Here is an 18,497-nt window from a genome sequence, read left to right as displayed (position 1 = left end):
TCTCGTATCAGGGTCGGCCGGGAACGGGTACGACCACCGCGTGATCACCGGGGGTTGTGTGGACTCCTGAAGATCGTACGGTGGCCGCGGGCCATAGCGAAGGCCCTGCCCGTTGGCGGGCGATGTTCGAGCAGGTCATGGCCCGGATTGCTGGCCGGTTCGGGCGAGTTGAGCCCCGGGCCGTGGCCCGCGCCTACCTGCTCGGGCTTCTGTCAGGCGTCGAGCGGAAGAACTGCCGGCAACTGGCCGAACGCGCGGGCCATGCCCGGCCCGGGCCGATGCAGCGCCTGCTGCTGCGCCCGCTGGGACGCAGATGCGGTCCGCGACGACCTGCGGGCCTACGTCGCCGACCGTCTCGGCGCCGACGGCGCCGTTCTCGTGGTCGACGAGACCGGCTTTGTGAAGAAGGGCCACTCCTCGGCAGGGGTACAACGCAGTACACCGGTACCGCAGGACGCATCGAAAACTCCCAGGTCGGCGTGTTCCTCGCCTACGCCGGCAGCCGAGGACGGGCCCTGATCGACCGACGGCTCTACCTCCCGGAAAGCTCCCGGCCCGATGACCTTGAACGCCGCAACGCGGCCGGGATACCCCCGACCGTGCAGTTCGCCACCAAGCCCCGCCTGGCCGCGGAAATGGTCACCGCCGCGCTGGACGCCGGGATCACCGCACCGTGGGTGACCGGCGACGAAGCCTACGGCCAGGACCCTCAGCTACGCGCCGCCCTCGAGGCTCGCGGCATCGGCTACGTCCTGGCAGTCGCCTGCCCGACCCGGGTGAAGATCAACTACGACCGCACCCTTGTCCGCGCGGACACCGTCGCCAGCCGCCTGCCCGCCACCGCCTGGCAGCGGCACAGCGCCGGCAACGGCGCGAAGGGACCGCGCTACTACGACTGGGCCTGGGTCCCCATCGGCACCGGCAGCCACCGGCACCTGCTCATCCGCCACAACCGGTCCACCGACGAACTCGCTTTCTACCTGTGCTGGTCACCCACCGAAGTACCCCTGTCCGAACTGGTCCACGTCGCCGGCATCCGCTGGATGCGTGGAGGAATGCTTCCAAGCCGCCAAGGGTCAAGTCGGCCTCGATCACTACCAAGTCCGACACCGGACCTCCTGGCACCGGCACATCACGCTCGCCATGCTCGCCCTGGCCTTCCTGACCGCGATCGCCGCCGACACGGCACCACGGCGGCCCGCCGATACCCACTTGCCCGCCGACAGCAGCGATCCGATCACACTGACCGTGCCAGAGTTCCGTCACCTCCTGGCCGCCGTCTTCCACCCACCAGCCATGACAGCGGCCAGGCTGCTGGACTGGTCCAGCTGGCGCAGACACCACCAGGCAACAGCCCGAAGAAGCCACTACCGACGACGGGCCGTCGACGAATCTGCAGGGTAAATCACGAAACCGTACCGGAGTACTAACGGGCTCTTCGCAGCTGAGGGTGTAGTGCCTGACGGGCGATGCTGACGCACTTCAAAGTGCCTTTTGTAAGCTCTCCCTTACTCACTCATGATGGTGTTACGCACTACTAGTGAGGTGACAAGATGGTTGAGCAGCCAACTCAATCCGAGGGATCGCAGGTCGTCATCGAGGTGTGGTCTGACCTGGGCTGCCCGTGGTGCTATGTCGGAAAGCACCGACTCCAGACTGCGATCGCGCAGCGTCCGGACGCGGATCGGTTCGAGATCGTAATGCGGTCGTTCGAGTTGGACCCGGGCGCGCCGCACGAGCCGGAGGAGAACGAAAAGAGCTTCCTCCGTGCCCACGGCGGCACCGCCGTCGACGTCCTCCAGGCCGAGCGCCAGATGCAGACCCTCGCACGCCAGGAGAGGCTCGAGTACTCGCTGAACCGCCTGAACGCCAGCACATTCGACCTGCACCGCGTCGTCCAGTACGCCAACGACCAGGGCCGCGGGTTCGAGTTCTTCTCCACCGTCCAGGACGGCTTCTTCGCCGGCACCCTCAACCCCCACGACCCGGCCACCCTCGCAGGCGTCGCGGAGGCAGTCGGACTGGACGGGCGGCGAGCCCGCGAGATCCTCGCGAGCAGCGAGTACGCCGACCGAGTGCGCGCCGACCGCGACGAGGGCCTGGAGCTGGGCGCCGCCGGCGTCCCGTTCGTCGTCCTCGACCGCCGGGTGGCCGCCCCGGGCGCCCAGAAGGTCCCTGTCTACGGCCAGCTGCTGCAGCAGGTGGCCGGGCCCGTGCCGAGTGAGCGTGTGTCATGAGCCGGGCGAAGGACGGCTCGAGATCGTGGCGGTCCCCTCCGGCGGGTGGTGCGATCCTGCTACCGGCACGTGCTCCAACGACGCCGACGACGGGGCGTCGAGCGTGGAGACGAGCAACGAGAACGCCGCGGGCGATGTGCCCGGCGCTGCGCAGCGATGAGCACCACCGACGGCTCAGCCTGCCGACGCGCTGACCGATGTCTTGCCACGGCCGACTCCGGTTAGTTCGCTGGCGGCCCGGTTGCTGGCGATCTCACTGTGGTGGGCGGCGGCCCAACCAGCCATCGCCGTCACCGCATCCAACAGGGACCGCCCCAGGTCCGTCAGCTCGTACTCCACTCGCGGCGGGATCTCGGGGTACGCGGTCCGCGTGATCAGTCCATCTCGCTCGAGGCGCTTGAGGGTCTGGGTCAGCATCCGCTGGGAGATTCCCGGGATGCTCGCCTGCAAGTCGGAGTAGCGCAGCGAGCCGGTGCTCAGGGTGCTGATGACCAACACTGTCCACTTGTCACCGATGCGATCGAGCACCTCACGGATGAAGGCGCTGTCCTCTGGCCACGCCTGGCACGGACCACTGATCTGTCGCGCTGACGCCATCGCACTCGCCTCTCATCTGGTGTGTAACCGCACTACCAGTATGTAACACGTCGGCGAACCACACACCACTCCACGACAACGACTCGCTCTGGTCGATCACTGAAGCGCGCTCTCACGCCACTACTGAAAGGAAACACCCACCCATGTCGTACCTGCTTTACATTGACTCCTCCGCGCTCGGCGAGGCCTCGGTCTCGCGCCAGGTCGCCCAGTCCTTCCTTGAAGGCTGGGACGGCAAGGTTGTCCACCGCGACCTCGCCGCAGCACCCGTGCCCCATCTCAGTGCTGCCGGCATCACCGCCCGCGTCACCGATCCCGCCCATCACACCGACGAGCAGGCTGCCGCAGCCGCATTGCAGGACGAGCTCATCAAGGAGTTCCTCGGCGCCAGGGCCTACCTGTTCACGGTACCGATGTACAACCTGTCGATGCCGTCGGTGTTCAAGGCCTGGCTCGACCAGATCATCGTCTTCGGTCGCACATTCAGGCCGTCCCCGGCTGCCGGACGTCCGGCGGTGCTGATCTCCGCCCGAGGTGGCAGCTACGGTCCCGGCGCCCCCAACCACGGCTTCGACTACGTCGTGCCCACCACTGAGGCGGTGCTCGGACGAGAGGAACTGCTGGGACTCGATGTCGCCACCGTGGTCCCCGAGCTGACCATGGCCCCCCACACACCGTCCCTGGCGGAGCTTCTCCCGATGCACGAGGCATCCATGGCCGACGCCCACGACCGTGCTCGTGAGTTCGCCGCGACGATCGCTACCGCGACCGCCGCCTGAAACCCCCAACGGTCACGGACCACACCACCCGCGACGGCGCTGAGCAGCCCTACGCCCTGACGGGACGCTCGAAGAAAGGTCGCGCAGCCGATCCAGAACTTCACGACTTGTCTGACACCCGTGCCGGTCCCGACCTGACCACGTTTGCTCGGCTCGACGAACTCGGCCTCGAAGCCACCGGCCAACGCCTCGGACCCGACCGCCTAGTCCTCGCGTGCCGGGTCGTCGAGCCCGACCCCACTGTTGGACATGGTCGAGGGTCGCTCCAAGCAAGCATTCAAGACTTGGCTCGCCAGCCGCCCTGATGCCTGGCGGGACAACGTGGAAGTCGTCGCGATGGCCGGGTTCACCGGCTTCAGGACCGCCACCGTCGAAGAACCGCCCGACGCTGTCGCGGTCATGGACCCGTTCCATGTCGCAAGGCTGGCCGGCGACGCACTCGACCGGTGCCGAAGACGCCTCCAAGTGGCGATCCACGGATACCGCGGGATGAAGAACAACCCCCTCTACAGCGCTCGCAGGACCCTGCACACCGGAGCTGACTTGCTCACCGACAACCAGAAGGACCGACTGTCCGCGCTGTTCGCCGACGATGCCCACGTCGAGGTCGAGGCCACCTGGAGCGTCTACCAGCGGTAGATCGCTGCCTACCGCACCGCCGACCGGCGTCACGGTCGAGAGCTGACGGTCCAGCTGATCGAGTCCATCAGCACCGGCGTACCGAAGGCCCTCACCGAGGTCATCACCCTGGGACGGACTCTGAAGAAGCGCGCCGCTGACATTCTGGCGTACTTCGACCATCCCGGGACCAGCAGCGGGCCGACGGAGGCGATCAACGGTCGGCTCGAGCACCTGCGCGGATCCGCGCTCATTTCCGCAACCTGGCCAACTACGTCGCAAGATCGCTGCTCGATACCGGTGGGTTCAGGCCGTAACTACACCTTCGATTGTGAAAAGCCGCTCAATTTGTGATCAAGATCTCTCCGATCTTCTGAGCTGAAGGTACGACTGGAACGCAAGTAAGTCGGGGCAGAGATCGATTTCTTGGGGAGGGCCGGCGGTGACAGAGTTCGTTCGCTGGATGGATGGTCTGGAGGAACACGCGGCGCGGGCCCTGCCTGCTGACATCTACGGCTACTTCCGCCGGGGCGCTGGTGCGGGCATGAGCGCGGCGGAAGCGAGTGAAGCCTGGGACCGTCTGCGGCTGCGGCCGCATGTGCTGCGCGATGTGTCTGCCTGCGATACTTCGACCACGGTGTTGGGCACGTCTGTTAGCACGCCCGTCCTCGTTGCCCCGAGCACGTTGCAGCGCAGGGCGGATCCGGCGGGCGAGGCTGCGACCGCGCGCGGTGTCGCCCGCGCCGGGTCGCTGCTGGCGGTGACCTCGAATACGGCGATTCCGTTCTCGGACCTGCCGGCGAGTGGAGCGCCGTGGTGGGTGCAGGTGTATGTGGCCCGGGACCGGTCGTTGACCGTGGAGGTGCTGCGGCGGGCGAAGGCCGCCGGGGCGCGGGCGGTTGTTCTCACGGCGGACACCCCGGTGATCGGCTCGCACGGCAAGCCCGGTGCCCAGGTGGCCGACTTCGTCCAGCCGGACGAGTTGTACGGCAACATGACCGGCTTCCCTGCCCCGGAGGCGGCCGAGCATGCTCCCGACCTCACCCCGGAGGTCATCGGCTGGTTGCAGGAGCAGACCGGACTACCAGTTGTGGTCAAGGGAGTGCTGCGGGGCGACGACGCCGGCGAGTTCGCGGCGGCGGGCGCCTCCGGGCTGCTGGTCTCCAATCATGGCGGTCGGCAGTTGGACGGGCTGGTGCCCACGGCCTGGGCACTTTTGGAGGTGGTCAATGCGGTCGCTGGCACTGGCACGGAGGTCTACGTGGACGGCGGGCTGCGCCGGGGCACCCACGTGTTGTCTGCCCTCGCGCTCGGGGCCCGCGCGGTTTTCATCGGACGGCCGGTGCTGTGGGCGCTGACCGTTGCGGGGGACGCGGGAGTGGCCCGGCTGGGTCGGCGAACTCACGAGGGAACTCGCCGAGGCGATGCGCATCGCGGGCACCCCCTCGCTGGGCCCAGTGGAATGCGATTTGCTCTGGGCGCCTCCGATGCGGTCAAGGAGTCAAGCTGCCACCGCGAGACAAGGTTCGGGTCGGGTGGGGAACGCAGTGCTTTCGTCGTAATGGACGCGTTTGGTGAGGCAGTGGTGGAGGCAACCGATCATGCGGTTGAAGAGGTTACGGAGAGCCGAGATGTGGCGGCGCATCCAGAAGATCCCGAAGGCGTTGGCCGCACCGGGGATGATCGAGCTGATCCACGCGGCGCGGGTGGACGGGGCCGGGTTCTTCCGCCAGTGGTGGACGGTGAGGCTGCCGGTGCTGCGCCCGGGGCTCGCGTTCCTGGGCATCTTCACCTTCTTCCACGTCTGGAACGACTACCTCTGGCCACTGATCGTGATGACCGACCCCGGCAAGGTGACACTCCAGGTGGCCGTGCAGCAGCTCAACGGCGTCTACACCACCGACCAGTCGATGGTGATCACCGGGGCGCTCCTGTCGGTGATCCCGCTGATCGGGGTCTTCCTCATCGGCGCACGGCACTTCATCGCCAACCTGGGCGCGGGCGCCATGAAGTTCTGAAGTCGGCTCCGCCCTTCACAGAGAGGTGTTCGCTCCATGCACGACATCCCGAACCGGACTCCCCGCACGGCCGAAACGGTCCGCTGGGGGGTCCTGGGCACCGGCGGGATCGCCGCACGCTTCGCCGGCCAGTTGCCGCGCTCGCGCACCGGCACGCTGGCAGCCGTCGGCAGCCGCTCCCCCGCCTCCGCCCGCGACTTCGCCAAGCGCTTCGCCGCACCGCGGGCGCACGGCTCGTACCAGGAGCTGCTGGACGACGACACCGTCGACGCGGTGTACGTCGCCACGCCCCACCCGCAGCACGTCGAGTGGGCGGTGCGGGCCGCCGGGGCCGGCAAGCACGTGCTGGTCGAGAAGCCGATGGCGGTGCGCAGGGCCTGGGCCACCGCCGTCATCGAGGCCGCGGTACGAGCCGACGTGTTCCTGATGGAGGCGTACATGTACCGCTGCACCCCGCAGACCGCGAATCTGGTGGAGCTGGTCGAGGACGGAGCCGTCGGCGAGCTCCACCACATCCAGGCGCAGTTCTCCTTCGGCGGCCCCGGATTCGACGCCGGGCACCGGCTGTTCGACAACGCCCTGGCCGGCGGCGGCATCCTGGACGTCGGCGGCTATCCGGTCTCGATGGCCCGACTGCTGGCCGGCGCCGCAACGGGCGCGCCCTTCGCCGACCCGGAGCACATCACCGCCGCCGGAACCGTCGGCCGCACCGGCGTGGACGAGTGGGCGCTGGCCACCTTGCACTTCGCCGGCGGGCTGACCGCCCAGGTCGCCACCGGCATCCGGCTCGCCGACGAGAACCGGGTCCGGATCTACGGCTCCCGCGGTTTCCTCGACGTACCCGACCCCTGGTTCTGCGGGGACGGCGAGCCCACCAGCCTGGTGCTGCACCGGGTGGGCGAGGAACCGCGGGAGATCCGGATCCCGCCGGCGCACATCTACGCCGCGGAGGCCGACACCGTCGCCGGCCATCTCGCCGACCGCCAGGCCCCGCAGATGAGCTGGGCCGACACCCTCGGCAATCTCGCCGTCCAGGACGCCTGGCGGGCGGCCCTCGGCCAGGCTTACGACAGCGAGCGCGACGACGCCCCCGTGCCCACCGCCTCCGGCCGGCCGCTCGCCCGCCGCGCCGGCGCCGCGATGACCCACGCCCGCATCCCCGGCCTGGACAAGGACATCTCCCACCTGGTCATGGGCGTCGACAACCAACCGGACCAGATCCACGCCTCGGTCGTCTTCGACGACTTCTTCGAGCACGGCGGCACCGCCTTCGACACCGCGTACCACTACGGCGGGGGACGGCAGGAGCGGCAGTTCGGCCGGTGGATGGAGGACCGCGGGGTCCGCGACGACGTCGTGGTCATAGGCAAGGGCGCGCACACGCCGCACTGCGACCCCGCCTCGCTCAGCCGCCAGCTGGAGATCAGCCTGGAGCGGCTGCGCACCGACCACGTCGACATCTACTTCCTGCACCGCGACAACCCCGACATCCCCGCGGGCGAGTTCGTGGACGTCCTCGACGAGCACCGCCGAGCCGGCCGGATCGGCGTGTACGGCGGCTCCAACTGGAGCCCGCAGCGGGTCGACGAGGCCAACGCGTGGGCGCGCCGGAACGGGCGGCAGCCGTTCACCGTGCTCAGCAACCACCTCAGCCTGGCCCGCGCGTACGCCGTGCCGTGGGAGGGCTGCCTGCACGTCAGCGACCCGGAATCGCAGGACTGGCTGCGCGAGCGCGAGGTGGCCCTGTTCCCGTGGTCGAGCCAGGCACGCGGGTTCTTCACCGGCCGGGCCGGCCCTGAGGACACCGGCGACGCGGAGCTGGTGCGCTGCTTCTACTCGGACGAGAACTTCGCACGCCTGGACCGCGCCCGCAAGCTCGCACGCGAGCGCGGCGTCCACCCCACGGCGATCGCCCTGGCATGGCTGCTCCACCAGCCGTACCCGGTCTTCCCGCTGATCGGTCCCCGGCAGGTCTCGGAGACACGTACCTCCCTCCCGGGGCTGGGCATACGCCTCTCCGCGCAGGAGGTCGCCTGGCTGGACCTGCGCGAGGAGGAGTAGCGTCAGACGGTTCGTGGCGTGAGGGTGACGGGCTCGCAGAGTCCGGCGTCCCGGCGCAGGTCGCGGAGGTCTCCGCGAGCGCGTCACCGACACCGCGCACACCGGATTGCTGTCAACCGCCGCCAACACCGCTCATGATGGCGCTGATGATGCCCTGTTGAGTCACGGTGTGAGCACGCCGGTCGAACAGACCGAACCCGTACTGGCCGTTTACACCGTTGTCCCAGTAGACGCTGACCTGGCCGTACTTCTTGGCTGTGGCCGCCAGGGTGTACGCAAAGTCAGCGCGGTACGTGTTGTTCATCGAGTCGAACGACGACTTGTCGATCGCCCCGTATTCACCGACGACTACCGGATACCCTTTCGCGACGAATCCGTCATACATCTTCTTCAACTGCGCGTCCAGATATTCCTCCTGACCCCAGGTGGACGTCTTTGACGGATCGGTCGCGGCCGGGCCCCACTGCGTGATGTTGCCGGTTTCCTCTCCGGTGAAGTCCCACGGATCGTAGTAGTGCACGGAGATCATGATCCGGTGCTCGTCGCTGGGGATGGAGGGTGATCGATACTGGTCGGTCGGGAGCTCGAACCCGTAGTTGCCCGCGGTGTAGTCGATGTTTGTGTTCCAGCCGGGGACGAGCAGCCATCGTGAGCTGTTGTTGCCCCCGGTCCTCCGCACCGTGTCCACGAAGATCTGGTTGTAGTCGTTTATGTTCGCATAGCACGGTTGCGTCGGTTGGCCGTATTGGCCGTCGAACTCTTCGTTCATGGATTCCAGGATCAGGCGCTGGTCGTAGCTCTGGAACTTCGACGCGATCTGTTGCCATACCTTCTGGTACTTGTCCTTGATCTCCGCCTGAGCGGGCGAGTCACAGATCAGCCAGGAGCCGTCGATCGTCTTGTAGCCGTCGCCGTGCATGTTGATCACCACGTACATGCCCCGGTTGTAGGCGTAGTCGACGACTTCCTGAACTCTGTTCAGCCAGGACGGGTCGACCGTGTAGCCCGGGCCAGGCCCTACGTTGCGCAGGTAGGAGACCGGGATCCGGATTGTTTTGAATCCTGCCGCCTGCACCTTGTCGATGAGAGCCTGAGTCACCGTCGGGTTGCCCCACGCCGTTTCACTGGGAAACCCGTTGATGTTGGCTTCGAGCTGGTTCCCAAGATTCCAGCCCGCACCCATGTCGGCAACAATCTGCGAAGAATCTGACTGAGCCGCCGTGCCGGCAGACGCCTGACTAGCCGAGCCGCCGCATATGGCTGCGGCGACTGCCAGTAACACGGCAACGAGGACGGTCTTGAACCTCATGGTTTTTGCAGCCATTGGCTTTTCCTCTCTTCCAGTCTTGAGGTGCCAAAAACCAAGGTGCACGACTTCCGGCGCTCGTCGAATGCGTCATCGAAGCGCTTCGATGACGCATTCGACGAGCGAACCCGGTTCCCCCCGGGAGAGAGAGTAGAGTCACATCGCGGCCATGACAACATGCATCACACCGGAGAAGAACACGCCATCAGGAGCTTGCGGAAGACCTGCACTGACGTGAGAGTTCCCGGCGAATTTCGGTCCGGCCGTTCTCCAGGACCCGCCCCCTTTCGGTTGCGAAGAGTCGTCGGCACCGTGTCGGGCATCGCCCGCCCCGTCACCCGAGCGGCACCCCCTTCAGGTCTCGTGTCAGTACTGCGTGGTCGAGTCCGGGTTGCCGTGGATGAAGAGGATCTTGGTGGAGACCGAGGCGGCAGGGTTGCCCCGGAGTTCGCCCGGACCGGGGCCGAGGGCATAGCCGGGGCCGGAGGCTTCCGGCTCGGCCGCACCGACGACGACACCACAGTGCATCGCACCGGCACCCGGAGTGCGGGCCGTGTCGGCCGGCCCGCACCCGGTGGGTTGTCGTCAGCGGACGTCGATGCGGGGTTGCGACGGCGTGCTCATACCGTTGCCGAGGAAGAAGCTCGGGTGCGGCGGCTGGTTGTAGGCGGTGTTCTGCCATGCGACGGCGACTCGGTACTGTGCGTCGTGCATCAGGGTGTACATCCGCCGGTCCGTCTGGATGGGGGTGGCGTAGATGCGCAGCGCGGCGTTGTCGTCGCGTGGGAGGATGATCTCCTCGCGCCAGTCGCCGAAGAGGTCGCCTGAGAGTGACGGGGTTGCCTTGGTGCCGTTGATGGAGTGGGCGCCGGAGGCGGTGAGCAGGCGGGTGTCGCCGCCGGTGCCGTACTTGTCGACGTGGTTTCCGTCCAGCAGTTCCCGTACGGGGTCGGCGTCCCACCAGGCGAGGAAATTGTAGCTGCCGGGGTTCCGTCCGACGTTGCTGCCGGAGGCGTTGAGCAGATTGCCCAGGCCGGTCCCCGAGCCCCAGAACTCGCCGCCCGCGTTGCCGGCGTAGATGTCGCCCGCCACGCCGCGGGCCGGGCCCTCGCAGCCGCAGGTGTTGTTGCGCTGCATGAGGATCGAGCCGTTGTTGGCATCGCGCAGCGTTGCGGAGGCCCCGGAGCTCTGCTCGTGGATCTGCCAGATCTCCTTGCCGGTCCGGCCGGGCACGAAGTCGCCGACGTGCAGGGCGTCGCCGTGGGCGTAGAAGTTCGTGGTGTATCGGCCGGTGCCGTTGGCGTTGATGGTCATGCCGCCGTAGATGACTTCGTCGGTGCCGTTGCCGTCGACATCGGCGATGGACAGCGAATGTGCACCACGCCCGGTCCACTGGTTGCCGGCGTTGCCGGAGTCGAACTTCCAGCGCATGGTGAGCTGGCCGCCGCGGAAGTCCCAGGCCGCGACCGTGCTCTTCGCGTAGTAGCCGCGGCCCATGATGAGGGTGGGCCGCTGCCCGTCCAGATACGCGGTGCCGGCCAGGAACCGGTCGCCGCGGTTGCCGTAGTTGTCGCCCCAGTCGTTGATGTTGCCGCGCGCGGGCTGGAAGTCCACCGTGGACATGGCGGCGCCGGTGAGCCCGTTGAACATCGTGAGGTACTCCGGGCCGGTGAGGATGTATCCGGAGGAGTTGCGGTGGTCCGCGCTGGCGTTCCCGATCACCTGCCCGGTGCCCGAAACGGTGCCGTCGCCGGTCTTGACCGCGAGTTCCGCGCGACCGTCACCGTCGTAGTCGTAGACCTGGAACTGCGTGTAGTGGGCTCCGGCCCGGATGTTGCGGCCCAGGTTGATCCGCCACAGCCGTTGCCCGTCGAGCCGGTAGGCGTCGATGTAGACGTTGCTGGTGACGCCGGATTGCGAGTTGTCCTTCTGGTCGTTGGGGTCCCACTTGAGGAAGATCTCGTACTGTCCGTCACCGTCGACGTCGCCGACGCTTGCGTCGCCGGCGGTGTAGTTGCTCCCCGGCCGGGAGATCGGCACGTCCAGGTAGTTGCCGCCGGCGAAGCGCAGCGAGGGCTCGGACGCCGGCTGCTCCGCCCCGTCCACGACGGCGCGGACGGTGTACGAGGCTTCTGCCGGCGCTCCGGCGTCGAGGTAGTTGGTGGAGTTGGTGATCGGCGAGGCGTTCACCTTCGTCGAACCGCGGTAGACGTTGAACCCCGTGGACGACGGCTCGGTCCCCAGCAGCCGCCAGGAGACCAGGTTGCCCGACCCGGAACGCACGCTGACCAGGCCGCGGTTGAGGTCTTCCATCTGCTTGCCGGGGGGCGCGGTGCCGCCGGCCTCGACGTCGAGGTAGTCCACGTTGGCCAGGCCCGCGGCGGTGGTGGGGGTGAGCCGGATGGTGTTGCTGCCGGCGTTGACGGACACGGTCAGGGTCTGGGTGACCCAGGTGGTCCAGGCACCGGTGGGACCGAAGCCGCCGGCCGCGTGGGCGACCGCGCCGTTGACGGACACGTCGGCGGGACGGCCCGCGGTGGTGCCGTTGGCGTAGCGGATGGAAATCGTCGCCGTACCCGCGGTGGAGGCGGTGACGGTGAATTGCGCTCCGGCGCCGACAGCGTTGTCTGCGTTGCAGAATCCGCTGCCGGAGTATCCGGTGTGGTTGGACTCGATGACTCCGTCGCAGGTGGCGGGTGCCGTTTCGGCCTCGTAGCGGGTCGGTGCCGCGGACACCGCCGGGGAGGTGACGGCGCCGGCACCGGCTGACGCCAGCGTGATGCCGAGACAGAGCAGCACGGCTCGCAATCGGGATGCGCGCATGGGCTGTTCTCCAACTGGTCTGGTCGGATACAGGGGGATTCGCAGGTCGTACGCGGGATCTCCGGCAGTCGTGACGCGCCCCGAGGCAGCCGGTACGGCAAGGGCATGCAGTCTGCGGGATGAGCCCTGCGGGTGTCGTGGCACGCCCCGAGTAAGCCGGTGTGGCAAGGGCGCGCGGTCTGCGGGATGGATCGTGGCCTTGCGAGTGCGGGCCGGCGCCGGAAGCGGCGGGGCGACGGCCTGGCCGTCGATCGGGCGCGTGGGAGCCGGTTCCGCATTGGTGCTGGCTTGCTCTGCACTACCAGGCCCCTACGACGCATAGATTGCCGTCAGGTCACACAAGTGTCAACCACGCCTGAGTGCGGCACCCTCGAACGCAGAACATTGCGGGGGGCAAGGGATGGCTTTGTTCACGACTTCCGACAGCGCTTATTCACGACTCCGGGAGGCGCCCTCCGGCCGGCAGGGGCGATGTTCACGAGAACGGGAGGCACCCGGCCGCAGTCGGCAGCGGCTCGGAGCTTGCTGCGGTCTGCGCCCGTAGCCAGCGCTTTTGTCCCTGGCTCCCGAGGAGCCGCAGACGGCATCCCACCAGTCGCCAACGAGCTGCTGTCCGTTCTCATGAACATCCGGTGCGGGACGTGCCTCCCGAACTGCTGTCGAAACGCTGCTCTGCGACGTGAACAGAGCCACAAGGGATTTGACTCATGTACAGGCCAGATGCTGCTGGCGTGGTACAGATGCGGCCGGGCGGAAGGAGGAGGCCCCTGCGTGCGGACATTCCCGTGTGAGTGCCGCGCGTACGAGAATCTCCTCACCCCCGGCAACTCGCAGAGAAGCCTGCCGTCCCGACACCCTGAGGAGCCGACGCCCAAGCACGAACTGTCCGCGAACATCGAATTACTGTTCCAGGAGTACGGGAAAGGAGACGCCCACGTCGCCCGGCGGCTTGAAGCCGCCGCGGACATCGGACTGCCGGCCGTGGAGATCTGGGGCTGGCGCGGCAAGGACATCGACCGACTCGGCCGGACACTCCGGGCGACGAACACCATCCTGCAGACGATGTGCGTCGAGCCGATGGGAACGCTGGTCGATCCCGCGATCCACGAGACTCTCCTCGGCGCAGTCGTCGAGTCGGCTGCCGTCGCGCAGTCCTTGGCCTGCCCCCCCGGGGTGTCACGATCCGAGCAGCACGCGTCCATCGTCAGCGCCCTGTGGCGGCGGTCGTACTCGGCCTCCTCGACCCCTGGCTGCTGGCCGCCGCCCTCGCCGCCGCGGCGGCGCTCCTGGCGCACTCGCTCCTCGGGACCGCCGGCCGCGCGGCGCGCGGTGAAGTCACCAGGGCCGCGACCGCGCGGCTGTCCGCCGGCGCTGTGGACACCGTCGACGGTCTGCGTGAACTCCTCACCCACGGCGCCCTGGACCGGCGCCGCGCGCAGCTCACCGCAGTCGGGCGCCGGCTCACGGACGCCCAGCGCACCGAGGCGGGGCACGAGGGCGCCTTCGCCGCCGTCCAGGACGTGCTGATCGTCCTCGCCCTCGTCGGCGTCGCGGCCGGAGCCGCCACCACCGGCGACGACCGGCTGCACGGCGCGTGGGCACCCGCCGCCCTGGCCCTCGCCCTGTCCGTGCTGTCTCCGGTGGCCGCCGCTGCCGACGCGCTACGCCAGGCCGGCACCCTGCGCGGCGCCGTCGCCCTCGTCGGCCAGGACACGGCACTCTTCCACGGCACGCTGCGCGACAACCTCCATCTCGCCGCACCCGGCGCCGACGACAGTCAAGCAGCCAGTTCGCCGCCATGGCCCCGCTGTTCGAACACCACGGGGTGCGGTTGTGGCTACCCGAGCTGGGCGGTGCCGTCGACCCCAACCTGGCCGAGCACGAGGAACTGATGATCCTGCTGGGCATCCTGTCCAAACGGGAGATCGCCCGCGCCCGGCTGCGCGCCCGGACCGCCATGACCGTCCGGGCCCGCGAGCAAGGACGCTACCTCGGCGGCCGACCGCCCTACGGCTACCGACTCGCCGACGCCGGCCCGCACCCGAACCGGGCCTGGGCACGCCGCGGCGCCCGCGCCCAACGCCTCGAAGCCGACCCCACCACCGCACCGATCGTCTCGTGGATGTTCGCTCAGCGACGCGCGGGCAAGAGTGCCGCGCGTATCGCCCGCGCTCTGAACGATGCGGCGGTGCCGTGTCCGTCGGCGGCCGACCCGGACCGCAATCCGCACCGCAGCGGTGGCCGGTGGACGCTGACCGCGGTCGGCGCGGGCCTGGCCAACCCCCGCTACACCGGCCGACAGATGTGGAACCGCCAGCGCACCGACCACGAACTCGTCGACCCGGCCAACACCGCCCTCGGCCACCGCCACATCCCCCGCTGGAACCCACCGCAGGACTGGATCATCTCCCGCCACCAAGCCCACCCGGCTCTGGTCCGCGAGGCCGACTTCGTCACCGTCCAGGGCACGCGGGCCACCACCACTGCGCCGGGGCGCAAATACCTGCTCGCGGGGCTGCTGCGCTGCGCGGTGTGCGGCCGGCGGATGGACTCCTGCTGGTCTCACGATCGCCCGGCCTACCGCTGCCGCCACGGCCGCACCAGCGCCGACTCCGCCCCGGACCGGCCCCGCAACAGCTACCTCCGCGAGGACCACGTCCTGGCCCACCTGCCCGCCCTGCTGCTCCGCCTCACCACAGACGACGAGCCGACCGACCCCGAAGCGGCAGCCGCCCGGCTGCGCGCCGAGGACGTGGCACTGACCTACGACCCGGCGGACCGGACCCTGACCGCCGGCACCCAGAGACGAGAAAGGATCCGCATCGGCTGACCAGCGCCCCCTCCACCGCCAGGGACGGGCACAGCAAAATGCACCCGTCCCTCACTCCAGGTGAGGCCCGGGTGCCGATCACGCCTGCCCACGAACCCGCGAGCGCGGGGCAATAGTGTGTCCGAGGGGCGAGTTGACCACTACACCCACGCCCTCGCACGGAGAACATCACTGGCCTTGCGCTGATGCCCTTCCGTGCCGATTCCATCGGCTCGCCAGATGAAGGCAACGACAACCCTCGATCGCCCGTACGGGTGACCGAGGGTTGCCCCCCTTCGGCAAGCGGGGGCGAGCGGGCACACCACGGCCATCCGCTGTTCTCGTGACGGCACCGGTGGACGCAGCCGACGCCGGTGCTGGTATCCAGGAGGATCAGCTCGTCGACGTCCGGATGGGTAACGCGCGTGAGGGCGGCCGGTCGGCGTACGGCTGCGGGACGTCCAATTCGACTGCGGCGCCGAGCCCATCCTGCGCGGCGTGGCCCGTTGCACGCTCGCCCTGCTCGGCGCCTCCGGCGCCGGCAAGGCCAGCGCGCGGCCGCACCTGCTGGCCCGCTTCTGGGACCGCACTCATGCACCGTCGAACTCCTGCCCGCCGACGGCGGCGACCCCATCGACGTACGCCCCCCCGCACGACCGAAGTCCCGCTACACTCCCGCCGCCCGGCGAAAAGCCAGGTCAGACAGTGAAATCCTGCTGGAGTGCTAGCTCACCGTCCGTCGGAACCACATAGCCAGGCCCTCCACCACCAGCACGGTCGCGAACACGAGCAGCATCACCGTGGTCACGACCCCGAACTCCAGCACCCTGGAGGCGTTCAGAAGCTGGAAGCCGATGCCTCCTGCCCCCACGATGCCCAGCAGTGTTGCGGCACGGATGTTGACGTCCAGCTGGTAGAGAACGTGCCCGACCAAGGCCGGTGCGGCCTGAGGCAGCGTGGCCGACACGAACACCTGCCACCGGCCCGCCCCGGTAGCCCGCAGCGCTTGCTCCACTCCGCCGTCGACCTCTTCCAGGGAGTCGGCCACCAGCTTGCCCAGCAACCCGATCGCGCCGACGCCCAGCGCGAGCGAGCCGGCGACCGCACCCAGTCCGGTGATCACGACAAAGACAATGGCGAGCACCAGCTCCGGAATGCCGCGAATAAAAACGATCAATGTCCTGAACGCCCCGGTCGTGAACGGTGAAGGGGACACGTTCCTCGCGGCCAGGGCTCCGACCGGCAGAGCGAGCACCGTCCCGATCAACGTCGCAGCGAGGGCGATCTTCACCGTGACCCACAGGTCGGCCAGCAGCGTAGGGAGGATGCTGCCTGTTTCGGGGGGCCAGAACAGGCCCAGCGCGTGCGGCAGGTTTCCCAGGCCGGTGAAGAACTGTCCCGGCCCCAGACCGGCCGCGACCACACAACCCGTGACCGCGGCGAAAGACACCGCCGCGTACACCGTGCGCCGTACTCGCCGCCCGTCCCAGGGCATGCCGACCTGCATCGTGCTCCGTTGTTGTGCCGGCCGCGACTGGCCGTCACCGACGGGCGGCGGCTTCCGCAACCCAGGCACGGCAGACGAGGAAGTGTGGGACCGGCCGGCTGACCGCCGCGACCGCCGCTCCTGACGGGGCAGCAGCCCTCGGCGCAGGGCTCCGGACAGCAACTCCGCAAGAACGCACAGAACGAGCACCACCAAGGCCAGAGCCATGGCACGCGGGTAGTCCAGCTCGCGCAGCGACGAGGCGATGGCAAAGCCCAGACCATCGACCCCTACAAAACCAAGAACCACCGAAATCCGCAGATTGATGTCGAAACGGTGCAGCGCGTTGGCCGTGAACGACGGCAGTACCTGGGGCAGCACGCCGGTCGCCAACTGCTGGAGACGGCTGGCCCCGGCAGCCCGCACCGCGGTGCGAGGCCCTTCGTCGATCTGCTCAATGGCATCCGCGTACATCTTGCCGACCATGCCCACCGAATGAAGACCCATGGCGAGTACGCCCGCCATCGCACCAAGGCCGAACACCCTGAAGAAGACGATGGCCAGCACCACATCCGGCACCGCACGCGCCAGCACGATCAGCCCACGTGCCCCCAGGCGGCCGGCCCGGGTCGGAGTAGTGTTGCCCGCGGCCAGTATTGCAACCGGAACGCTGATGACCACCGACAGCAGCGTCGCGCAGACCACAATCGCCAAAGTCTGGCGGGCAAGCCGAAACAGTTCCTCCCAGGGTGGGAAGTCCAGCGGCAGCGCACGGCCAAGGAAGTCGACGGCATTTCCGGCACTGTCCACCAGCGTCGCCACGTTGATCTTCAGATCGGCGAACGCCCACAACGACAGAACACACAAGGCCAGCATGGTGAACGCCGCCGCCGTGCCCAGTGGCGTCGGCCGCGCCGCGACCCGCGCCTTGCCCTCCCGCACCGGCGCGGGCCGGGGAGGATCGGGAAGCGTCACCTGGTTCATCCGGTAGCCGCCAGCACCGCCGCGGCATCAGCCCCCACCCCGGCGTACACCGCCATCACCTGATCACGCTTCAAGCCCTTGACCGGCGTGTCCAGGACCATCCTGCCCGCACGTAACCCCACCACCCGGTCGCCCCAGGACAACGCCAGGTCCACCTGATGCAGACTGCACACCACGGTCAGCTGCCGCTCCTGGCTGATGTCCCGGATCAGTTGCATGATCTGTGATGAGGACTCCGGGTCCAGGGAAGCAACCGGCTCATCGGCCAGAAGGATCTCCGGACGCTGCATCAGCGCCCTTGCCACCGCGACCCGCTGCTGCTGGCCGCCGGAGAGGGTGTCGGCGCGCTGCAGTGCCTGGGCACTCAGGCCGACCCTTTCCAAGTGTTCCAGAGCCTCGAACCGAACCTTTTTCGGGAACGTGGGCAGGCCGAGCCGAGGCCCTCGCAGCGTGCCGAGTGCACCGGTGCACACGTTCTCCAGAACAGTCAGACTGCGCACCAGGTGAAACTGCTGGAAGATGAATCCGACCCTTCGCCGAAGTTGCCGGAGCTCCTTGTTGCGTGCGCGGCCCACGTCGGTGCCCAGAACGTTCACGGTGCCGCTCGTCGCCTGATGGAGTCCGTCAATGTGCCGCAGCAGGGTCGACTTCCCGGACCCGGACAGTCCCAGCAGGACGACGACTTCTCCGGCCTCGATACTCAGCGACAGGTCATCCAGGGCCTGGGTGTCCGCACCGAAACGCTTGCTCACCTCACGGAACTGTATGAGCCCGCCCGG

The 18,497-nt window shown here is 68.4% G+C and carries 11 protein-coding genes and 5 pseudogenes; 9 read left to right on the top strand and 7 right to left on the bottom strand.

The window, feature by feature from the left end:
* The first annotated feature begins 122 nt into the window (after positions 1 to 122).
* Both OG946_RS31685 and OG946_RS31680 read left to right on the top strand, forming a co-directional pair.
* A pseudogene (locus tag OG946_RS31685) lies at positions 123 to 1,404 on the top strand (IS701 family transposase).
* Positions 1,405 to 1,553: 149 nt separating this feature from the next.
* Positions 1,554 to 2,237, top strand: coding sequence for a DsbA family oxidoreductase (locus OG946_RS31680; RefSeq protein WP_326799380.1), 684 nt, complete (start codon positions 1,554 to 1,556; stop codon positions 2,235 to 2,237).
* A 174-nt stretch (positions 2,238 to 2,411) separates the two neighbouring features.
* On the opposite strand, the gene OG946_RS31675 is transcribed toward OG946_RS31680, so the two are convergent.
* The gene (locus OG946_RS31675) at positions 2,412 to 2,765 is read right to left on the bottom strand and encodes a winged helix-turn-helix transcriptional regulator (RefSeq protein ID WP_326799379.1); all 354 of its coding nucleotides are present in this window, start codon (positions 2,763 to 2,765) and stop codon (positions 2,412 to 2,414) included.
* Between the two features lie 212 nt (positions 2,766 to 2,977).
* On the opposite strand from OG946_RS31675, the gene OG946_RS31670 reads away from it, so the two are divergent.
* The 3 genes and pseudogenes from OG946_RS31670 to OG946_RS36255 all read left to right on the top strand — a co-directional run.
* The gene (locus OG946_RS31670) at positions 2,978 to 3,613 is read left to right on the top strand and encodes an FMN-dependent NADH-azoreductase (RefSeq protein ID WP_326799378.1); all 636 of its coding nucleotides are present in this window, start codon (positions 2,978 to 2,980) and stop codon (positions 3,611 to 3,613) included.
* A 225-nt stretch (positions 3,614 to 3,838) separates the two neighbouring features.
* Positions 3,839 to 4,548, top strand: a pseudogene (locus tag OG946_RS31665) (ISL3 family transposase); the annotation flags it as partial.
* 146 nt (positions 4,549 to 4,694) lie between these two features.
* Positions 4,695 to 5,564, top strand: a pseudogene (locus tag OG946_RS36255) (alpha-hydroxy acid oxidase); the annotation flags it as partial.
* Positions 5,565 to 5,732: 168 nt separating this feature from the next.
* Here the strand turns inward: OG946_RS36255 and OG946_RS36250 are convergent.
* Positions 5,733 to 5,870: pseudogene (locus tag OG946_RS36250) on the bottom strand (IS110 family transposase); the annotation flags it as partial.
* Between the two features lie 46 nt (positions 5,871 to 5,916).
* Here OG946_RS36250 and OG946_RS31660 point away from each other — a divergent pair.
* Positions 5,917 to 6,249 (top strand): annotated as a pseudogene (locus OG946_RS31660) (carbohydrate ABC transporter permease); the annotation flags it as partial.
* A gap of 36 nt (positions 6,250 to 6,285) precedes the next feature.
* Positions 6,286 to 8,310 carry an aldo/keto reductase gene (locus OG946_RS31655; RefSeq protein WP_326799377.1) on the top strand — a complete coding sequence of 675 codons (2,025 nt, stop codon included), beginning with the start codon at positions 6,286 to 6,288 and terminating at the stop codon, positions 8,308 to 8,310.
* Positions 8,311 to 8,422: 112 nt separating this feature from the next.
* Here the strand turns inward: OG946_RS31655 and OG946_RS31650 are convergent, their stop codons facing one another.
* The 3 genes from OG946_RS31650 to OG946_RS31640 form a co-directional block, all read right to left on the bottom strand.
* Positions 8,423 to 9,634, bottom strand: coding sequence for a glycoside hydrolase family 5 protein (locus tag OG946_RS31650; RefSeq protein WP_326799376.1), 1,212 nt, complete (start codon positions 9,632 to 9,634; stop codon positions 8,423 to 8,425).
* 348 nt (positions 9,635 to 9,982) lie between these two features.
* Positions 9,983 to 10,144 carry a hypothetical protein gene (locus tag OG946_RS31645; protein ID WP_326799375.1) on the bottom strand — a complete coding sequence of 54 codons (162 nt, stop codon included), beginning with the start codon at positions 10,142 to 10,144 and terminating at the stop codon, positions 9,983 to 9,985.
* Positions 10,145 to 10,201: 57 nt separating this feature from the next.
* Positions 10,202 to 12,439, bottom strand: coding sequence for a rhamnogalacturonan lyase family protein (locus OG946_RS31640; protein WP_326799374.1), 2,238 nt, complete (start codon positions 12,437 to 12,439; stop codon positions 10,202 to 10,204).
* A 1,214-nt stretch (positions 12,440 to 13,653) separates the two neighbouring features.
* Here OG946_RS31640 and OG946_RS31635 point away from each other — a divergent pair.
* On the top strand, positions 13,654 to 14,331 hold the full coding sequence (locus OG946_RS31635; RefSeq protein WP_326799373.1) for a hypothetical protein: 678 nt from the start codon (positions 13,654 to 13,656) through the stop codon (positions 14,329 to 14,331).
* Positions 14,238 to 15,269 (top strand): recombinase family protein, encoded by a 1,032-nt coding sequence (locus tag OG946_RS31630; protein ID WP_326799372.1) that lies wholly within the window; start codon positions 14,238 to 14,240, stop codon positions 15,267 to 15,269. Before OG946_RS31635 ends, OG946_RS31630 begins: the two co-directional genes overlap by 94 nt.
* 703 nt (positions 15,270 to 15,972) lie before the next feature.
* Here the strand turns inward: OG946_RS31630 and phnE are convergent.
* Positions 15,973 to 17,718 carry a phosphonate ABC transporter, permease protein PhnE gene (gene phnE / locus OG946_RS31625; protein ID WP_326799371.1) on the bottom strand — a complete coding sequence of 582 codons (1,746 nt, stop codon included), beginning with the start codon at positions 17,716 to 17,718 and terminating at the stop codon, positions 15,973 to 15,975.
* On the bottom strand, positions 17,715 to 18,470 hold the full coding sequence (phnC, locus tag OG946_RS31620; protein ID WP_442814538.1) for a phosphonate ABC transporter ATP-binding protein: 756 nt from the start codon (positions 18,468 to 18,470) through the stop codon (positions 17,715 to 17,717). The genes phnE and phnC overlap by 4 nt, the downstream gene beginning before the upstream one ends.
* Positions 18,471 to 18,497: the final 27 nt, after the last annotated feature.

This window comes from Streptomyces sp. NBC_01808 (assembly GCF_035917395.1).
Taxonomy (GTDB): domain Bacteria; phylum Actinomycetota; class Actinomycetes; order Streptomycetales; family Streptomycetaceae; genus Streptomyces.
Note: the sequence above shows the minus strand (reverse complement) of the source record. Positions and strands in the feature narration are given on the sequence as shown.